This window comes from Saccharothrix coeruleofusca, from assembly GCF_014648515.1.
Classification (GTDB): Bacteria; Actinomycetota; Actinomycetes; order Mycobacteriales; family Pseudonocardiaceae; genus Actinosynnema; species Actinosynnema coeruleofuscum.
Genome location: NZ_BMRG01000023.1, coordinates 22,897 through 42,331, shown reverse-complemented (window position 1 = coordinate 42,331; position 19,435 = coordinate 22,897). Strand labels below are relative to the sequence as shown.

General features: G+C 74.5%; 10 protein-coding genes. 9 read left to right on the top strand and 1 reads right to left on the bottom strand.

The annotated features are described in order from the left end of the window. Window positions 1-8: 8 nt before the first annotated feature. On the bottom strand, window positions 9-1,913 hold the full coding sequence (locus tag IEZ00_RS32745; RefSeq protein WP_189227250.1) for a Calx-beta domain-containing protein: 1,905 nt from the start codon (window positions 1,911-1,913) through the stop codon (window positions 9-11). Between the two features lie 446 nt (window positions 1,914-2,359). Between IEZ00_RS32745 and IEZ00_RS32740 the strand changes: the two genes are divergently transcribed. The 9 genes from IEZ00_RS32740 to IEZ00_RS37485 all read left to right on the top strand — a co-directional run. After that, window positions 2,360-3,709: a 3' terminal RNA ribose 2'-O-methyltransferase Hen1 gene (locus IEZ00_RS32740; RefSeq protein WP_189227249.1), complete on the top strand. Its 1,350-nt coding sequence runs from the start codon at window positions 2,360-2,362 to the stop codon at window positions 3,707-3,709. Continuing rightward, window positions 3,709-6,195: a polynucleotide kinase-phosphatase gene (locus IEZ00_RS32735; RefSeq protein ID WP_189227248.1), complete on the top strand. Its 2,487-nt coding sequence runs from the start codon at window positions 3,709-3,711 to the stop codon at window positions 6,193-6,195. The genes IEZ00_RS32740 and IEZ00_RS32735 overlap by 1 nt, the downstream gene beginning before the upstream one ends. A gap of 858 nt (window positions 6,196-7,053) precedes the next feature. Beyond that, a complete protein-coding gene (locus tag IEZ00_RS32730; RefSeq protein ID WP_268248879.1) occupies window positions 7,054-9,921 on the top strand; it encodes an AAA family ATPase in 2,868 nt (955 codons plus the stop codon). Window positions 9,922-9,942: 21 nt separating this feature from the next. Next, entirely contained in the window at window positions 9,943-12,699 is a 2,757-nt protein-coding gene (locus IEZ00_RS32725) for an AAA family ATPase (protein ID WP_189227246.1), read from the top strand. Window positions 12,700-12,795: 96 nt separating this feature from the next. After that, window positions 12,796-15,582 (top strand): ATP-binding protein, encoded by a 2,787-nt coding sequence (locus tag IEZ00_RS32720; protein ID WP_189227245.1) that lies wholly within the window; start codon window positions 12,796-12,798, stop codon window positions 15,580-15,582. Window positions 15,583-16,052: 470 nt separating this feature from the next. Beyond that, a complete protein-coding gene (locus tag IEZ00_RS32715; RefSeq protein WP_209619552.1) occupies window positions 16,053-16,736 on the top strand; it encodes a helix-turn-helix transcriptional regulator in 684 nt (227 codons plus the stop codon). 406 nt (window positions 16,737-17,142) lie between these two features. Next, a complete protein-coding gene (locus tag IEZ00_RS32710) occupies window positions 17,143-18,360 on the top strand; it encodes a helix-turn-helix transcriptional regulator (protein WP_189227244.1) in 1,218 nt (405 codons plus the stop codon). A gap of 54 nt (window positions 18,361-18,414) precedes the next feature. Then, window positions 18,415-19,002 carry a GrpB family protein gene (locus IEZ00_RS32705; RefSeq protein WP_189227243.1) on the top strand — a complete coding sequence of 196 codons (588 nt, stop codon included), beginning with the start codon at window positions 18,415-18,417 and terminating at the stop codon, window positions 19,000-19,002. 81 nt (window positions 19,003-19,083) lie between these two features. Then, window positions 19,084-19,435, top strand: a 352-nt coding sequence (locus IEZ00_RS37485) for a class I SAM-dependent methyltransferase (protein ID WP_229796335.1), incomplete at its 3' end; no start/stop codon positions are given.

Genomic DNA, 19,435 nt, shown 5'->3' with positions numbered 1-19,435 from the left:
CGCGGGCGTCAGCCCACGCAGGGGTTGCCGCTCGGGTGAGCGCCCGTGCCGTGGACGTCCGCGTGCGCCTCACCGATGACCACGTCGGTGAGCGGGGTGTCCAGCACCACGGCCCGCTGGGTCACCGAGGTGGCGGTGGTCTCGGTGCTGTTGAGCCGCAGCGAGCCGATCACCAGCGGGATGGTGACCGGGGCCGTGCCGACCGCGGTCGGCACCCCGTTGATCTTCAGGGAGGCGATGCTGGAGGCGCCGGAGAACTGCGGCACCAACCCGCCCCCACCGGAAGCGCACCGGGCCACCGCCTCGGACTCGATCACGCCCAGCTCGATGGTCAACCCCAGGGTGCTGATCGTGGTCTTGTCCACCTTGGCCGTCGCGGTGGCGTTGTCGCCCGCGGCGGGCGGCGCGGAGGCCAGGTCGTCCGGCGTCTGGTCGGTGGTGGCCGACAGCACCCGCGCGCCGACGGACAGCAGCCCGGCGTTGAGGCCGACCTGCGCCACCGCCTTGGCGTCGTCCTCGCACGGCACGTTGTCCGGGTTGGCCACCGCGGGCTCGGCGCCGACCAGGTTCAGCGCGCTGGCCCGGCAGGAGAACACGCCGTCGCGGTCGTCGTCGACGATCGTGCCCACGCCGGTCGCGTCGGAGATCGCCGCGCCTGCGGCCGCGGACAGCACCACGGTGAACGTCTCGTCCGGCTCGTCCACCACGTCGCCGTTGACCGGCACGGTCACCTGCTTGGTGGTCTCCCCCGGGGCGAAGGTCACCGACCCGTTGGTCTGCGCGTAGTCCGCGGGTTGTATCGCGGTGCCGTCGGCGGTGGCGAAGCCCACCGTCACGGGGGCGGGGCTGGGCCGGTCCAGGCTCACGGTGAAGGTCGCGGGCGTCGTTCCCGCGTCGCTCTCGGCGACCACCACGTCGTCGATGGTCAGACCGGGCACGTGCACCGTGGTGTGCTCGACGAACCCGCGCGAGGTGCCGTCCACCAGGAAGTCGACCGTGCAGTGGTAAGTGCCCGCCGGGGCGTTCGGGTCCACCGCGATCGACTCCGCGAAGACCGCGTTCTCACCGCTGTCAACGGTCCGGGTGGCCGGGGTGAAGCCGAGGGCCAGTTGGGGGTCGCACGCCGTGATCGTGGGCGTGACGGTGACCTGGACGGCGCGGATGCCGTCCAGGATGGCCTGCGCCACCTGGTCGGCGGGCACGTTGTTCAGCAGCACGCCCCCGGTCGCGTCCACGATGGCCGTGGCCTGCCCGCCGGTGTCGATCCCGCCGCCGGAGGGCCCCATGTTGACCGCGATGACGCGGATGCCCGCGTCCTGCAGCGCGGCGATCGCGTCGGCCAGCGAGTGGCCCTGGCTGGGGTCGTGCGAGGGCGCGTCGCCGAACCAGGCGACGATCCTGGTGCCGTCCGGGCGGAACGCGATGGCGCCGCTGCCGATCTCGAACAGGGCGTTGATGGCCGCTTCCGGGAAGTCCCCGCCACCGGCCGCCACCCAGGCGTCGATACCGCTCTGCACGGCCGCGGTGTCCCCGGTCAGCCCCTGGTTGACCCGGAAGACGAAGGGGTCACCCGCGTCGCGGTACTCGGCCACCGCGAACTGCGCGCTGGGCTGGGCGGCGAGCACCTCTCCGGTCACGGCGGCGGCGTTGTCCCGGACGTCGGCGATGGCGCCGCCCATGCTGCCGGTGGTGTCGGCCAGGAACACCAGGTCCGGGTTGGGCGGCACCTGCGGGGTGGTGACCGTCTTGGTCACCCCGGTGCTCGCGCCGGGGCCGAGCGTGACCTCGACGTCGGCGGGGTCGACCTGGGCCGCGGCCGGTGGCGCCGTGACCGCGGCCACCGTCGCGGCCCACGTCGCCAGCGCGACCGCGGTGGCGGCCGCGGATCTTCGCCACGAGGAGCGGTGGGACATGAGTCCTCCCCAATGAACGTTCTCGTCCGGATGGTGGTGGAAAGGCGGAAGTGTTCCGGAAAGCGGTTGCCGGTGCTCCGGTGGAAGCTGTTCTCCGGAACTGGTCGAATTGCTGGGAAATCATTTAACAGGGTGCCCGGGAAGCCAAGGGTCTGGAGGGGTGACGGCTGAGCGCGGAGTGGCCACCAGGGGTGGAGCCAGTGCGCTTTCGGGTGAGGGGAACCGATTTCGGCGGACACTCCCGGCCTACCGCGCCCGGTGGCACCCCCATGGTGGTGTCGGTCCGGTCACCGCGGCGAGTTGCTGGCGCGGTCCGGTCCGGGTCGTTCCGGATTTCTCCGGGGGCGGATTGTCGGGCCGTTGCGCATTCGCGGTCGATGGATCGTCCCCGTCCTCGCGGTGGTAAATCGGGCGCGTCGGACGGCCCGGTCGGTGACAATCCAGCGGTGCTGCTCACGCTGACCACGACCCACCGGCCCGCGACCGACCTCGGCCACCTGCTGCACAAGCACCCCGACCGGGCGCAGTCGTTCACGACCTCGTCGGGCACCGCGCACGTGTTCTACCCGCGCGCGGACGAGGAGGAGTGCACCGTCGCGCTCCTGCTCGAAGTCGACCCGGTGGCGCTCGTGCGAGGTCCTGGCAGCACGCTGACCCACTACGTCAACGATCGGCCGTACGTGGCGGGCTCGTTGTTCACCGTCGCGCTGGGCTCGGTGTTCCGCACCGCGATGAACGGCCGCAGCAGGAGCCACCAGGACCTGGCCGCCACGCCCATCCCGCTGCGGGTCGGGGTGCCGGTGCTGCCGCACCGGCTGGTCGAGCGGTTGTTCACGCCGCTGGGGTGGGAGGTCGGCATCCGGCCGATCCCGCTGGACGAGGGGGGCGACTCGCGCTACGCCGACGTCACCCTCACCGGCACCCACCGGCTGGCCGACGCCCTCAAGCACCTCTATGTGCTGCTGCCCGTCCTCGACGGCAGCAAGCACTACTGGGTCGCCCAGGACGAGGTGGACAAGCTGCTGCGCGCGGGGGAGGGCTGGCTGGCCGGACACCCGGACCGCGAGCTGATCACCACCCGCTACCTGGCCCGCCACAAGCCGCTGGTGGAGTCCGCGCTCTCGCGGCTGGCCGAGCTGGAGGAGGTCGAGCCGGAGGAGCTGGACAACGCGCTCGCCGAGCCCAGGATCTCGCTGGCCGCCCAGCGCCGTGCGGTGGTCCTCGCGCAGCTGGGGGAAGCGGGCGCCCGCCGCGTGCTGGACCTGGGCTGCGGCGGCGGGGCGCTGCTGCGCGACCTGCTGGCCGTGCCCGAGTTCACCGAGATCTGCGGTGTGGACGTGTCGACCAAGGCGCTGCGGGAGGCCGCCCGCGCGCTGCGCCTGGACCGGATGCCCGAGCGCCTGCGCGCGCGGATCACGCTGCGCCAGTCCTCGCTGACCTACGCCGACGCCGAGTTGAAGGGCTTCGACGCCGCCGTGCTGATGGAGGTCGTCGAGCACCTGGACCCGATGCGGCTGCCCGCGCTGGAGCACTCGGTCTTCGCCGTCGCACGCCCCCGCGTAGTGCTGGTGACCACGCCGAACGTCGAGTACAACGCGCTGTTCGAGACCCTGCCGACAGGCGGGTTGCGGCACCCGGACCACCGCTTCGAGTGGACCCGCGCGCAGTTCGGCGACTGGGCGCGGGAGGTGGGCGACCGCCGCGGCTACACCGTGCGGCACCTGCCCGTCGGGCCGGAGGACCCCGATCGCGGCGCGCCGACCCAGCTGGCCGTGTTCACCAGGGAGGACGCCTGATGGAGCTCAAGATCCCGGACTTCTGCCTGGTGGTGCTGATCGGCGCGTCCGGCTCGGGCAAGTCCACCTTCGCGCGCGAGCACTTCGCCCCGACGCAGGTGCTCTCCAGCGATTTCTTCCGCGGACTGGTGGCCGACGACGAGAACGACCAGTCGGCCTCGGCCGCGGCGTTCGAGGCGCTGTACTTCGTAGCGGGCAAGCGGCTCGACGCGGGGCGCACCACGGTCGTCGACGCGACCAACGTGCAGCGGGGAGACCGCGCGCAGCTGGTCGAGCTGGCACGCCACCACGACGTGCTGCCGGTGGCGATCGTGCTGGACGTGCCCGAAGAGGTGTGCCTGGCGCGCAACGCCGCGCGCCCGGACCGCGACTTCGGCGCGCACGTCGTGCGCAGGCAGCGGACCGCGCTGCGCAAGTCGGTGAAGTCCCTCGGCCGGGAGGGCTTCCGCCGCGTGCACGTCCTGCGCGGTGCGTCCGAAGTGGACAGCGCTCGGATCGTCACCGAGAGGCTGCGCAACGACCTCCGCCACGAGAAGGGGCCGTTCGACGTCATCGGCGACGTGCACGGCTGCCGCGCCGAACTCGAAGACCTGCTCGTCGCGCTGGGATACCGGTTGGTGCGCGACGAGGCGGGCCGCCCGGTCGACGCCGTCCCGCCGGGCGGCAGGCGTGCCGCGTTCGTCGGCGACCTCGTCGACCGCGGTCCCGACACCCCCGGTGTGCTGCGCCTGGTCATGGGCATGGTCGAGGCCGGGCACGCGTTCGCGGTGTGCGGCAACCACGAGCAGAAGCTGGTGCGCGCGCTGCGCGGCCGCGACGTGCAGGTCAAGCACGGCCTGGCCGAGTCCTTGGCGCAACTGGCCGCCGAACCCGCCGAGTTCCGCGAGCGCGTCGAGCGGTTCTGCGACGACCTGGTCGCCCACTACGTGCTCGACGGCGGCGACCTGGTGATCGCGCACGCGGGCCTGCCGGAGCGCTACCACGGCCGCGCCTCCGGTCGGGTGCGCGACTTCGCCCTGTACGGCGACACCACCGGCGAGACCGACGAGTACGGCTTGCCGGTGCGCTACCCGTGGGCCACCGAGTACCGGGGCAGGGCGACCGTTCTCTACGGGCACACGCCGACCCCGGAAGCGGAGTGGGTCAACAACACCATGTGCCTGGACACCGGTGTGGTGTTCGGCGGCAAGCTGACCGCGCTGCGCTACCCCGAGCGCGAGGTCGTGTCCGTGCCCGCGCGCGAGACCTGGTACGAGCCGGTGCGCCCGCTGGCGGCGGCGGAGCCCGAGCGCGAGGCCGACGTGCTGGAGCTGACCGACGTCACCGGTCGCCGCACCATCGAGACCGCGTACCGCGGCCGCGTCACCGTGCGGCCCGAGCAGGCCGCGTCCGCCCTGGAGGTGATGAGCCGCTTCGCGGTCGACCCGCGACGGCTGCTCTACCTGCCGCCGACCATGCCTCCGACCGCGACTTCGCGCCGTCCGGACGTGCTGGAGCACCCGGAGGACGCGTTCGCGGAGTACCGCGATGCCGGTGTGCGCCAGGTGATCTGCCAGGAGAAGCACATGGGCTCCCGCGCGGTGGTGCACGTGACCAGGGACTCCGGCGTCGTCCACACCCGCACCGGGCGGGCGTTCTTCGACCCGCCGCTGGGCGAGCAGCTGCTCGCCCGCGTCCGCGAGGCGGTCTCCTCGGCCGGTCTGTGGCAGGAGTTCGACACCGACTGGCTGCTGCTCGACACCGAGCTGATGCCGTGGAACGCCAAGGCGACAGGGCTGATCAAGGAGCAGTACGCGGCGGTCGGAGCGGCCGCCACCGGGGCGCTCACCGCCGCGGTCGACACCTTGGGCGCCGCAGCCGGTCGCGGTGTCGATGTCGCGCGGCTGCTGGCGCGCACTGCTTCCCGGCTGACCAACGCGACGCGCTACCGGGCGGCATACCAGCGCTACTGCTGGCCGACCGACGGGCTGGAGGGGGTGCGCATCGCGCCGTTCCAGCTGCTGGCCGCTCGGGGACGGACGTTCCACGACCGGGACCACCTGTGGCACCTGGAGGTGTTGGGGCGGTTGGCGGGCGAGCTGTTCTCCAGGACCTGGTACCTCGTGGTCGACACGACCGACGAGGAGCAGGTCGCCGCGGGCGTCCGGTGGTGGGAGTCGCTGACGGCGGACGGCGGGGAGGGCATGGTCGTCAAGCCGTTGGCGAACCTGGTCCGGGACGGACGCCGTCCGGTGCAGCCCGCGGTGAAGGTGCGCGGGCGGGAGTACCTGCGGATCATCTACGGACCGGACTACACCGAGCCGGAGAACCTGGAGCGGCTGCGCGGGCGCGCGCTGGGGGCGAAGCGGTCCTTGGCGCTGCGGGAGCACGCGCTGGGGCTGGAGGCGCTGGAGCGGCTCGCGCGCGGCGAGCCGCTGTGGCGGGTGCACGAGTGCGTGTTCGCGGTTCTGGCGCTGGAGTCCGAGCCGGTGGACCCGAGGCTGTGACCGCACCCGCCCGTGGCGGCGGTGCGGCTCCGCCCCGGTCACGGCCCGTCCAGCGGGGCCAATGCTGTCGAAATCCTGTCGGTTCGCGCTCCGCTGAGTGTTCGCCGCATTCTTCACAGGGCTGAGCGGTACTTCGGCCGGTAACGCGCCTGACTCAGGGTAGGTTCATTTACCGGACCTGCGGAAGTGCGGCCTACGAGGTGTCAAGCGAGGCTGACCTCTTCGGTGATCCGGTGCGGACATCGCCTACGGGAGAATCGTCGGCTCCTCGCGGTTGTGGTAGAGGGGGCAGCCCGTGGATGGTGTTCGCGGCGGCGGGTCCGGTTTCACGATCGACACCTCCAGGTCATTCGGCATTTGCCCGGTGTGCCGCGCTGCGGCGTGCGGTGGCCGTCCGTCTTCCGCCTGCGCGCCCCCCGGTGCGGGCGGTCCGCCCGTCGAGTACGCGCGCAGTGCCTGTGATGTGCGTCTCAAGCTCCTGTCCGGTGTCGGCTGACGTGCCGGAACTGCCCGTTTCTTGGTCCGTGAGTGTCCTCTTGCTGCCCGTTCGGGCCGTTGCGCGGCGTCGCGGGCCGGTCGTGCTCGCGCGGGCGGCGAGGTGCGTGTAATGAAGAGGAGGTAGGCGTGGGCAATGCGCTGTGCGGGCATCAGTGGACCGGTGAAAGCGGAAGATGACGTCACGACAAGGCGGTGGAACTGTCGGCGAAAGGCATCGGCGGAGATGTCCTGCGCTGTCGGGGACTGATCGGCACTTCACACGCCAAGGTGTGAGGGCTACTATCCCGCACGCTACATGACAACTTGTCATGCGCAGTCATGTCGAGTCGACGGACAACATCCGGCATGGGGTGATCTTGGGTGCCGAGGGGCATCGGTGAATCCACAGGGTTCGTTGACTCCCTCATCGGTCGCGCACGCGAACTGGCGGTGGTGAAGGAACGCCTCGAAGCGGCGTGCGCGGGTTCCCGCCAAGTGGTGCTGATCCAGGGGCCCGCCGGTATCGGCAAGACCAGCCTGCTGCACGCGGCACTGGCGGGCGCCGCGCCCGCGAGTGCGACCGTGCTGCGGTCCAGGTGCCACGAGATCGACGCGGGCACCCCCTACGGAGTGGTCCGCGAACTGGTCGGACCGCTGGGGCTGACCTCGCCGGACGCCAGCAGCGCACCGGTGCTGCGCTCCGGGGCCCGCTGGGCGCTGCCCGCCCTGCTGGACGCGGGCGGCGACGGGCCGTCGCCGGACACCTCCCGCACCCACTCCCTGCTGCACGGCCTGTACTGGCTGGCGGTCAACCTGATGACCGAAGCGCCGCTGGTGCTGGCCGTCGACGACGTGCAGTGGGCCGACGAGCGATCCCTACACTGGCTGGGCTACCTGCTGCGGCGCACCGAGGGGATGCCGCTGTGCGTCCTGCTCACCGCCCGCGCCCCGACCGCCCGCCCGGTGACCCCGTTGCTGGGCGACGTCCTCACCGGTGACGACGGCCTGCTGCTGACCCTGCCGCCGCTGGACGGGGACGGGGTCTCGCAGGTGGTCCACCAAGAGTCGGACGGCCCGCCCAGCGCGGACTTCCTGGCCGCCTGCGGGCGCATCTCCGGCGGCAACCCGCTGGTGCTGGCCCGGTTGCTGGGCGAGGTGCGCAGGCTGGGCCTGAGGCCCACCGACGAGGCGCTGCCGGTCCTGGCGCGGATCGGTCGCAATGTGGTCGGCACCCTGGTGGCGGGCTGGCTGGCCGGACAGCCCGAGCACGTGCGCCGGGTGGCTCGTGCGGTCGCGGTGTTGGAGCGCACCGACGCGGACCTGGTCGCCGCGCTGTCCGGAGTCCCGGTGCACACCGCCGGTGCGGTGCTGGACCTGTTGCGGCGCAACGACATCCTGGCCGAGGACGGCCGCGAGGTAGCGCACGACCTGGTCCGCACCTCGCTGCTGGACGACCTGCGGCCACCCGCGCGCGACCGGCTGCGGGACCGGGCGGCGCGGCTGCTCAACGACGCGGGCAGGCCCGCCGAGGAGGTGGCCGCGCAGCTGTTGCTGCTGCCCCGGCCGCACGAGCCGTGGATGCTCACCGCGCTGGCCGCCGCGGCGGCCGACGCCCAGCGGCGCGGCGCCCCCGAAGCCGCCATCCGCTACCTGACCCCGCTGGTCAACGCGGAACCCCGAGACGTCGACCTGCGGTTGCAGCTGGCCGCGCTGCTGGGCCAGACCGACCCGGCCGCCGCGCTGGAGCACCTGCGCACCGCGCTGGAGACCGCCGAGGACCTGCGGGCGCGCGCCCGTGCCGCCGTGCGGTTCGGCATGACCGCGCTGGCCGTGCAGCGCTCGCCCGAGGCGGTCGAGGTGCTGGGCGAGGTGCTGGACGCGCTCCCCGCCGAGCTGGGTGCGGACTGCGCCGCGGCGGACCGGGAGCTGCTCACCCACGTCCGCTCCGCGTTCCTGATCGCGGGCCTGGACGAGAAGCGGACCCTGCCGCTGGTGCGCGAGCGGGTGCGCGCGATGGCCGAACCCGCGGGCGACACCCCGGCGGAGCGCCAGCTGCTGGCCATGATGGCGGTGGCCGGGGCGCTGGCGGGCGAGTCGCCCGCGCTGGCCGTGGAGCGGGTCAACCGCGCCGTGCTGCTGGACGACGGCGCGCTGGGCGGGTGGACCGCGCTGGCCTCGACCTTCGTGCTGGACCTGGCGGGCGAGGTGCCCGCCGGGCTGGTCGCGGTGGACAAGCTGCTCACCCGCAGCCGCGCGCACGCCGAGGTGTGGAGCTACTGCCTGGCCCTGGGCACCAGGGCGGTGCTGCTGCGCAACGCGGGCGACTTCGTGGAGTCCGGCGCGGACGCGCAGGTGGCGCTGGAGATCGCCGAGCAGGAGTCCTGGCACGGCAACGTGGTGCAACCCGTGGTGGAGGTCGCGATCTCCCTGGCGCACCGCGGCAACCCGGCGCGCGCCGAGGGGGTGCTGTCCCGCCTCGTGCGACCGCGCATGGACGACTTCGTGGTGGAGAACCACCACTACCGCATGGCGCGGGCGCTGGTGCGCAGCCACCTCGGCGACGTGGAGGGCGCGCTGGCCGAGCTGCGGCGGTGCGGCCGCAGCCTGGCCGAGGCGGGCGTGGCCAACCCGCTGTTCGTGCCGTGGTGGGCCGAGGCGGCGCTGCTGCTGGCCGACGCGGGCCGCGCGGGCGAGGCCGTGGAGCTGGTCGAGCACGGCGAGCAGCTGGTGCGCGGTTGGGACGTGCCGCGCGCCCGCGGGTTGGCCCTGCTGGCACGGGCCGCGGTCGACCGCGGCGAGGCGGTGGAACTGCTGGAGGAGGCCGTCCGCGTGCTGGAGGGGTCCTCGGCCCGCTACGACCACCAGCGCGCGGAGCAGCGGCTGGGCTGGGAGCTGCTGTGCCGGGGAGACGCCCGCGCGGCGCGCGAGCACCTGCGCCGGGCGGTCGACCTGGCCACCAGGTGCGGCTCCGCGGTGGCCGCGACGCGGGCGCGCGAGCTGCTGGTCCGGGCGGGGGGCCGGATGCGACCGATCACCGGAGCCCGCGTGGACACCCTGACCGGCAGTGAGCGCCGCGTGGCGATGATGGCCGCGGCGGGCAGCACCAACCGCGAGATCGCCGAAACCCTGTTCGTCACGCTCCGGACCGTGGAGGTGCACCTGAGCAGCGTCTACCGCAAGCTCGGCGTCTGCGGCCGGGCCGAGCTGCCCGCCGCGCTGGCCCGTGAGCGCTGCGACCTGCCCCGGTAGCGAGAGACCCGAGGAGCGGTCATGACGAGAGGGGCGGGTGCCTGTGCGCGGGCGGTCCGGGACTCCGGCGAACTCGTCGAGCGCGACTCGGAGCGCGGAGTGCTCGACGCGGTGGTGCGGATGCTCGGGGCGGGGCGGTCGCACGCGGTCGTGGTGCGCGGCGAACCCGGTGTCGGGCGCAGCCGCCTGCTGGCGGAGGTCGTCACCGAGGCCGACCGGGTGGGCGCGGTGGTGGTAGCGGCCCGTGCGCGCCTCCCCGAGTCCGACGTCCGGTTCGGGGTCGCGGCCCAGTTGTTCAGCGCCCTGCCGGATGCCGACCCGGACGGCTGGAGCACCGCGGATCGCGCCGACTTGCCCCGGCTGTGCCAGGTCCTGCTCGCCGCGGCGCGGCGCAGGCCACTGGTCGTGGTGGTGGACGACGCGCAGTGGGTCGACCCGGAGTCCGACGCGCTGCTGCGGATGCTGCTGCGGCGGTTGCACCACGCACCGCTGGTGGTGGCCGTCGCGACGGACGGGTCGCGGCCCGACCCGGCCGACGAGGAGGCGCTCCCGCCCGAGGACTGCGCCGTGCTCAGGCCGCTCCCGCTGTCGGAGGACGGGGTGCGCCTGCTGTGCCGGGCGGTGTGCGGGACCGCGCCCGACGACGAGTTCGTACGTGCCGCCGCGGCGGCGACCGGGGGCAGGCCCGGCGTGCTGGTGCCCGCTCTGCGGGAGTTCGCGGACGGGGGCGAGCCCGTGGCGTCGGGCGTCGACCGGTTCGCCGCACTGGTCGCGGAACACCGGACCGGGCGGCTGGACGCGGTGCTCGACGGACTGCGCGGGTCCGCGCTGGACCTGCTGCGCGCGCTCGCCGTCGTCGGCGACGACTTGGAGCTGCGCTTCGTCCGCTCGATCGCGGGCAGTGTCCGCCGTGAGGAAGCCGACCAGCTGCGCACCGCGGGTCTCGCGGTCGGCCAGGAGCGGATGCGCCCGGCCGACCCGGTCGTCGCGGAGCGCGCGTTGGCGGGCATGGCGGTGTGGGCACGCAGGGCGTTGCACGCCTCGGCCGCCGAACTGGCGCACCGGATCGCCGCACCGGACCAGGTGGTGGGGCGCATCCTGCTCGGCGCTCCCGCGGTGGGGTCGTCCTGGGCACCGGGCGTGCTGCACCGCGCCGCGCGCCGGGCACTGGCCGCGGGCCGCGACGCCGAGGCCGCCACGCTGCTGGAGCGCGCCCTGCGCGAACCCGCGTCGCCCGGTGAGCGGCTGCGGCTGCTGTTCGACCTCGCGCTGGCGCAGGCGCGCCACCGGCCCGAGGGCAGTGACCGCACGCTGGTCCGCATCATCACCGGCGGGTGGGGCGGGCCGGACCGGGCGCGGGCCGCTGACCTGCTGGCGCTGCGCGGTGATCTGGCGACCGTGCGGCGCCTGCTCGCGGGCCGCCTGACCGGGAGGTCCGCGAAGGACCAGCCGGGGCACCCCGAGCTGTCCGCGCTGCACGCGTTCGTGGCGACCGTGCTGGTGGACGGCGAAGAGCTGGCGCTGCGGCGGCAGGAGCTGCCCGACGACCCGGTGGGCGCGGGCGTCGCGGCGTGGCGGCTGGCCGTGGCGGGCGTCGACCTGGACCGCACCCGCGCCCTGGCCAGGGCGGCGCTGGCCGCGCCACCCGCCGACCAGCCGCTGGTACTGCCTCGGCTGAGCGCGTGCGCCGCCCTGGTGCTGGCCGACGAGGCGGACGAGGCGGCGGCCGGGTTGACCGCGGTGCTGGTGGACGCCCGCCGCCGGGGCGTCCGGGTGGCCGCCGCGGCGGCACTGCTGGGGCTGGCCTGGCTGGCCCTGCGCGCGGGGCGGCTGGACGAGGCGGACGGCTGCCTGGACCAGGCGCGGGCCGAGCTGCCGACCGCGTCGTGGGCGGTGCTGCCCCAGCCCCTGTGGCTGGCCTGTCGGGCCTTGGTGGCGTTGGAGCGCGGGCGGATCACCGACGCGCGCCGGGTGCTGGCCACCGAACTGCCGGTGGCCGCCGAGCGGGGCATCGCCTGGGCGCCGCTGCTGTACGCGCGAGGGCAGGTGCGGTTGGCGGCGGGCGACCCGCGGGGCGCGCTGCGCGATCTGCAGGAGTGCGGGCGCAGGCTGGCGGGCAAGCGCTGGGACAACCCGGCGCTGATCGGCTGGCGCGCCCGCGCGGCCCTGGCGCTGGACGCGTTGGGCGACGCGGGAGGAGCGCGCGCCCTGCTGGCCGAGGAGACGCGGGCCGCCACCGCCTGGGGCACGCCTACGGTGCTCGGCGCGGTCGACTTGACCGCGGGAAGCCTGTCCGGGGACCGGGCCGAGGCGCAGTCGCGGATGCTGCGGGCGGAGCGGGTGCTGCGCGACTCGCCCGCGCGACTGCTGCACGCCAGGGCCCAGTTGGCCGCGGCGCGGGTGCTGCGCGAGCGGGGGAACGCGGCGGAAGCCGCGCCGCTGCTGGAGCAAGCCGCGCGCACCACGCGCGACTGCGGTGCGCGACCCCTCGCCCGCGCGGTCGACAGCCTGCGGACGCGCGGGGCGCGGCCGGTCGAGCACCACCGGAACGACGCGGTCCTCGCGCGGGCGGGGCTCTCGCCCGCCGAGACCAGGGCGGTCGAACTGGCCGCGAGCGGTCTGGCCAACCCGGAGATCGCGGGCGCGCTGGGGGTGACCCGGCGGACCGTTGAACTGCACCTGACCTCGGCTTATCGGAAGCTGGGGATTCGCGGGCGGGCCGGTCTGCCCGCGGTGCTGCCGGACGTGGTGCTGCCGGACGTGGCGGAGCGGGGCTGATGGCGTCGACGCGGCGTGCGCGGCTGCGCCGCTCGCGCGGGTGGGCCGCGGTGCCGGGAGCGGGTGCGCCCCCGGCGGTCGGGAGGAGAGCTGACCGTGCTGCTGGACCGTGAAACCGAACTGGCCCGCATCGGCGAGGCGCTGCGGGCCGCCGCGGCGGGCGATGGCTCGCTGCTGGTGGTCAGCGGTCCGCTGGGGATCGGCAAGACCGCGCTGCTGCGGGCGGTGGCCGACGACGCCACGGCGGCGGGGGCGAGCGTGTTGCGAGCCACGGCCTCGGTGGCGGAGCGGGAGTTCTCCTTCGGCGTGGTCCGCCAAGTGTTCGAACCCGCTGTCGCCGCGCTGCCCGAGCGGGTCCGCGCGCGGGTGCTGGGGGAGGTGGCCGACTGCGTCCGCCCGCTGGTCGGGGGCGGCGAGCCTGCCTGCGACACCGAGTCGCCGATCCCCGTCGAGCACGCGCTGCTGCACGGCCTGCGACGCCTGCTGTCGGTGCTCAGCGGGCGGCAACCGGTGGTGGTGCTGGTCGACGACCTCCAGTGGGCCGACGAGGAGTCGTTGCGCTGCCTGGGGTACTTGTTCAACCGACTCGACGGGCTGGGCGTGCTGGCGGTGGTCGTGGTCCGCGACGGCGACGCGGACAGCGAGCGGCCGCTGGTGCGCAACGCGGTCGGCGGCGCCCTGGGCGTGCTGCGGCCGGGCGGGTTGTCCGCCGCGGCGGTGCGCGAGCTGGTGCGCCAGTGGTTCGGCGAACCGGGAGGCGAGCGGTTCGACCAGGAGTGCTCCGCGGTCTCCGGCGGCAACCCGTTGCTGCTGCGGTCCATCCTGACCGACCTGACCCTGGCTGGGTACCAGCCGGGCGACCGGGCCGCCGACGCGGTGCGCGCCTGCCGCCCGGCTCCGCTGCGCAACCGGTTGCTGGCCCGCCTGCGCGGCCAGCCCGCCCCGGTGCGCGCCTTCGCCGAGGCGCTGTGCTTCCTCGGCGACGCGCCGGACATGGAGCTGGTCGGCTCGCTCGCGGGCCTGGACCCGATCGCCTGCCGGGAGATCGCGCGGTCGTTGGCCAGGCAGGGGCTCATCACCACGAGCACGACGCCGGAGTTCACCCACCCCGTGGTGCGCGACGCGATCGAGGAGCTGACCACCGCGGCTGAGGGGGAGCGGCTGCACACCGCGGCCGCCGCCCTGCTGCACCGCGGCGGCTACCCGGCGGAGGCCGTGGCCGCGCACCTGCTGGCCGTGTCGTCGCCGCAGCAGCTGTGGGCGGTGGACGTGCTGCGCGCCGCGGCGGAGTCGGCCGCGCAGCGGGGCGAGCACGAACTCGCCGCGCGCTACCTGCGCCGCGCCCTGCTGGACGCCTCCGCCGACAGCGGTGAGCGCGCCGAGCTGCTGGTGGAGCTGGCGGCGGTGGAACGCGCGGTGGACACCTCCGCGTCGGTGCGGCACGTGCTGGAGGCGGTGTCCCTGCTGCGCACCGCTCCCGAGCGCGCCGCCGCGCTGGTGCGCCTGGCGCCGAGCACGCTGGGCGCGGCACCGCTGGCGGTCTCCGAGGTCGTCCGCGACGTGGCGACCGCGCTGGGCGAGGTCGAGCGGCTGGTCGGCGTGGACCGGGAGCTGGCGCTGCGGCTGGAGGCGAGACTGCGCTACCTCGACGACTCCGACGCGCGCGACCTGCTCGCCGCGGCGCACCGGCTGCACGGGCTGGACCACCAGGGCTGCCTGCGCACCCCGGCCGGGCGCGAACTGCTGGCCGCGCTGCTGCACGCGGCCGCGCTGACCGGCCGGGAGTCCAGCGACCGGATCGCCGGGCTGGGGCACCAACTGCTGCGGCTGGAGTCCCCCGAACCCGTGCACCTGCACAGCTCGCTGCCCATCGTGATCAGCGCGTTGACCCTGGCCGACCGGGCCGAGGCGGCCACCCCCTGGCTGGACGCCGCGCTGCACCAGGCCCGGCGCCACCGCGACCCGGTCGCGCTGGCGGTCGCCGAGGTCGACCGCGCCCTCGCGCTGATGGGCGCGGGACGGTTGGTCGAGGCCGAGTCGGTGGCCGAGGCGAGCATCACCGCGATGGGCAGCCGCTGGTTCGACGCGGTCACCACCTCGGGTGTCCTGCTGGCCATGGCCGCGTTGGAGCTGCCGGACCTGCAGTTGGCCGAGCGGATCACGGGGCTGTGCGCGGACCGCGTGGACCACCCGGCGCTGCGCGCGCTGGACCAGTACCTGCACGGGGTGCGCGCGGCGGTCAGAGGTGAGTTGCCGATGGCGCTGGAGCGGTTCCTGGACTGCGGGCGGCAGCTCGAACGGGCGGGCTGGCGCAATCCGCTGGTGCTGCCGTGGCGGGTCAGGGCGGCCGAGGTGCGGCACCGGTTGGGCAGCGCCGCCGCGGCGCTGGAGCTGGCGGAGGCCGAGCTGGACGCCGCCCGGACGTGGGGTGCGCCGGTGGGCGTCGGCCGGGCGCTGCGGGTGCAGGGCGCGCTCCGCGCGGGTGACGCGGGTGTGCGGCTCACCCGCGACGCGCTGGACGTGCTGGAGGAGTCGGAGAACCGGCTGGAGCTGGCGCGCGCTCACCTGCAGCTGGGCCGCTTGCTCGGTCGGCTGCGGTCCGCCGACGCGCCGCGGCACGCGCGCCGCGGTCGCGCGCTGGCCCTGGAGTGCGGCGCGTCGTGGCTGGTCGACCCGGCCACCGACGGCGAGCCGCAGCCGGGGCTGGTGCTCACCCGCGCCGAGCGCAGGGTCGCCGAGCTGGCCGCCGCGGGCCGGACCAACCAGGCGGTCGCCGAGGAGCTGGGGGTGAGCTCCCGCGCGGTGGAGAAGCACCTGACCAACGTCTACCGGAAGCTGAGCCTGTCCGGGCGGGCGGAACTCAAGTCCGCTCTGCTCGGCTGATCCCCGCGCTGCGGGCAATTCATCGCGCGGGTAGCCGACGGGCAACACCCGAACAATTGTCTGTGATCCATATCACGATTAAACTGGGAAAAGGCGGTCCGCTGTTTCGGCTCGTGTTGCGGTCCGTACCCCGGCGCCGCGCGCGGGTGTTGGGAACTGCGGTGCGGTGTCCCGCTCCTCTCGCCGTTCGCGCAGGTGGGGCGATCGGTCGAACTCGGGTCGTGGGTGCCCGTCGTCGGGGGACGAGCCGCACCGAACCGCGCTCCGCACCTCCGCGGCGGGTCGACCGAACCACCGGTGCGGGACCACCGCAAGGTTAATTCGGATCGGCCGCTCCCTCGTTGACGAAGGTCTAGTCCATTCTTAGTGTTGTCACCACGCGGTGACGCACCGCAACGGGTGAACTCCGATCGCGTTCTCCGTCGCCGCACCCGCTTTCCGACGGCTACTCCACAAGGGATGGTGTCGCTGTGACCACTGCCGCGATCGCCCCGGCTCACGGTGGCGTGGTGGACGTGCCCGCCCGCCAGACCGCGGGCAGGCACGCGGCGGCCTACCGCTCGCTGTTCGAGCGGCTCGACGCCGCCGCCGTGGTCGACCTCGGGCTGCACGTGCTGGAGGCCAACCAGCGGTTCGTCCGCGACCTGGCCGGGCAGCGCGACCCGGTCGGCCGCAACCTGCTCGACTTCCTGCACCGCGGCGGCCACGCGAACCTGCGCAGGCAGTTCGTCAGGCTGATCCAGGGCAAGCGGGATCGCGTCGTGGAACGGGTGGTGGGCCTGGGCGCGGACGACCGGTTGGTGCCCGGCACGCTGACCGCCGTCGCCGTGCACGACCACGGCCCCATGGTTTCCACCCTCGTGGTCACCCTGCGGTGGGACGAGTCGTCGGACGCGGCTCCCGGCAACGAGCGGCGGCGCATCCTGACCGAGCTGGACGCCCGCATCCTGGAGGGCGTGGCCGCGGGCATGCCCACCGTCAAGCTGGCCGTCCAGCTCTACTTGAGCAAGCAGGGCGTGGAGTACCACGTCGGCACGATGCTGAAGAAGTTCAAGGTGCCCAACCGGGCCTCCCTGGTGTCCCGCGCGTACTCGGCGGGTGTGCTCAGCCCCGGCGAGTGGCCGCCCAAGGTATCGCCCGAATTCATCAAGTAGCGCGACGCTCCACAGAGGACTCCCGGCGATGGCGGTGTCCGGGGTGTGAACCGCCCCGGTGACCGCCAGGCGGTTGCCGCGCCGGTCCGGCGACCCCGGACCGGGAGATCGCGCCGCCCGCCCAGCGCGGGCGGCGCGATCGGCTCCGGCCGAGTCGCGCAATTCCGCGACGCATTGCGCGGCAATCGGTCGGAAAAGCAACCGGATTCCCGCGGTGCGCGGCGGTTCCGTCGGGGCGGCACCCGCGCGCATCTCCGCGACCAATTGAGCCGGAGACTTGGCCGCGGCTCACGCGCCGTGGATACTCTCCACGGGCACGTGGGACACCGGTCGATTGGTCAGAGTTTTGCGGAACGACGCTGAGGCCCCGAAAGGGGGAAACAAGTCCGACGCGGGGAGCGGCGCGGTGGGGTCCCCATTCGGGTCGCGCTTGCGCGCGGTCCGGCAGCGGCGGGGTCTGGCGCAGAAGGACCTGGCGGGCCCCGGCGTGTCGATGAGCTACGTCTCCCGGTTGGAGTCCGGGGACCGGTTGCCGTCACCGTCGGTGATCGCCCGGCTGGCCGAGGTGCTCCAGGTCGACCCGCGCGAGCTGACCGGCGAGACCCGCTCCGCGTCCACCGAGCAGGCCGCGCTGCGCTGGTGCGAGGTGGCGCTGGCCTACCGCGAGGGCGAGCCCCGGCGGGCCGTCGAGCTGCTCGACGCGATCGAGCCCAAGGAGGACCCGCCGCTGTTCGCCTGGTCGGTGCGCTGGCTGCGGGCGGTGCTGATCATGTGCGTGTCGGACCCGGCGGAGGCGTTGGCGGCGCTGGACGAGCTGCGCGCGGGCTGGTCGCCGGGCCCGGCGGTGGACGTCGTCGTCGAGGTGCAGCGCGCCCAGGTCCTGTGGGAGCTGGGCCTGAGCGCCGAGGCGGTGCGCGCCGCGCGCACCGCGGTCGAGCTCTCCGAGAGCACCGACATCGCGGACCGGTGGCGCGTCCGGCTGCGGGCGCTGGTCGCGCTGTGCTGCCACGCCGCCCGCAGCGGTCGCGCGGCCGAGGCCGAGCAGGCGCTGGAGCAGCTGGACGAGGCGCTGGAGGTGGCGGGGGGCGGGCGCTTGGCGATCAGCGCGTGGTGGGCGCGCGCCGCCGTGACCGAGCGGCTGGGCGACAGCGCGCGGGCCCACGCGTCGATCACCAAGGCGCTCGAGCTGCTGGACCAGCAGGACTGCGGCGGGCTCCTGCGCAGCCAGGTGCTGCTGACCGCCGCGGCGATCGGCCTGCGCCTGCCCGAGCCGGACACCGGGGGAGCCGAGCGGGCCCTGGAACGGGTGAGGGCCGTCTCCGGGAACCGGTGGCCGCGGATCGCGGCCAGGGCCGAGGCGGTGCGCGCCGAGCTGGCGCTGCACCGGCGGCAGCCGGAGCTCTGCTGGTCGGCCGCGGACGCCGCGCTGGCCACCGGCGCGCTGGAGCTGGAGGACCAGCTGCGCTGCCACCTGCTGCGGGTGCAGGCGGTGGACCTCGCGGGGGACCGGGATCGGCTGGCCGCGGCCAAGCAGGCGCTGCGGGCGGCGCTGGAGTCGGTGCGGCCCGCAGCGGTGGACCCGGCGCTGTGGCGGGACATCGCGCGGGTCGCCCTGCGGGGCTGAGCGGGCCGCGGTCACCACGTCGACACCCCCGCCGGGGCTCGCTACCTTTCGACGGTGCCCAGCTTCGAGGAGATCACCCGGCACCACGACGCCGACCCGTCCGAGAGCCCCTGGGTCAACGGGCCGCCGGGGCCCGAGACGGTCACCATCGTCCCGTACGACCCCGAGTGGCCACGCCGCTACCGAGCCCTGTCGGCGCGGATCCGCGCGGCACTGGGCGAGGCGGCCCTCGACGTCGAGCACATCGGCTCGACCTCCGTGGAAGGGCTGGCGGCCAAGGACGTCATCGACATCGACCTCACCGTCGCCGACCCCCGTGACGAGCGGTCCTACGTCCCCGCGCTCGAACGCCTCGGCTACTTCCTGGTCATCCGGGAACCGTCCTTCCACCAGCACCGGTGCCTGCGGCTCACCGAGCCGAGGGTGAACCTGCACGTGTTCGGCCCGGACTGCCCGGAGGCCATCCGGCACCGCATGTTCCGCGACTGGTTGCGCGCGCACCCCGACGACCGCGCCCGCTACGAGCGGGCGAAGCGGGCGGCGGTGCCCGGCGGGGGGAGCGTCATGGACTACAACGCGCGCAAGCAGCAGGTCGTCCGGGAGATCTACGACCGGCTCTTCCGCGCGGCGGGGATGTTGTAGGAGCCCGCGTCTTGCTGATCCGGCAAAGATGTTCGCCTTCCGGCGCGGGGAGTGGGCAGGTTGGCGGTGGAGGTGGTCACGATGGCCCGACACACCGGTGTGCAGTTCTGGGAACAGATGTACCGCAGCCGCGAGCGGCTCTTCAGCGGTGCGCCCAACGGGGTGCTCGTCACCGAGGTCGCCGACCTGCCGCCGGGACAGGCCCTCGACGTGGGGTGCGGTGAGGGCGGCGACGCGCTCTGGCTGGCCCGGCGCGGCTGGCGGGTCACCGCGGTCGACATCTCGCACACCGCGCTGAGCCGCGCCGCCGCGGCGGGCGCGGACGTCGCGGGTCGCGTGGCGTGGAAGCACGGCGACCTGACCGCCACGCCGCCCCCGGCAGGCGCGTTCGACCTGGTCTCCATCCAGTACTTCCCGCTGGAGCGCCGATCCG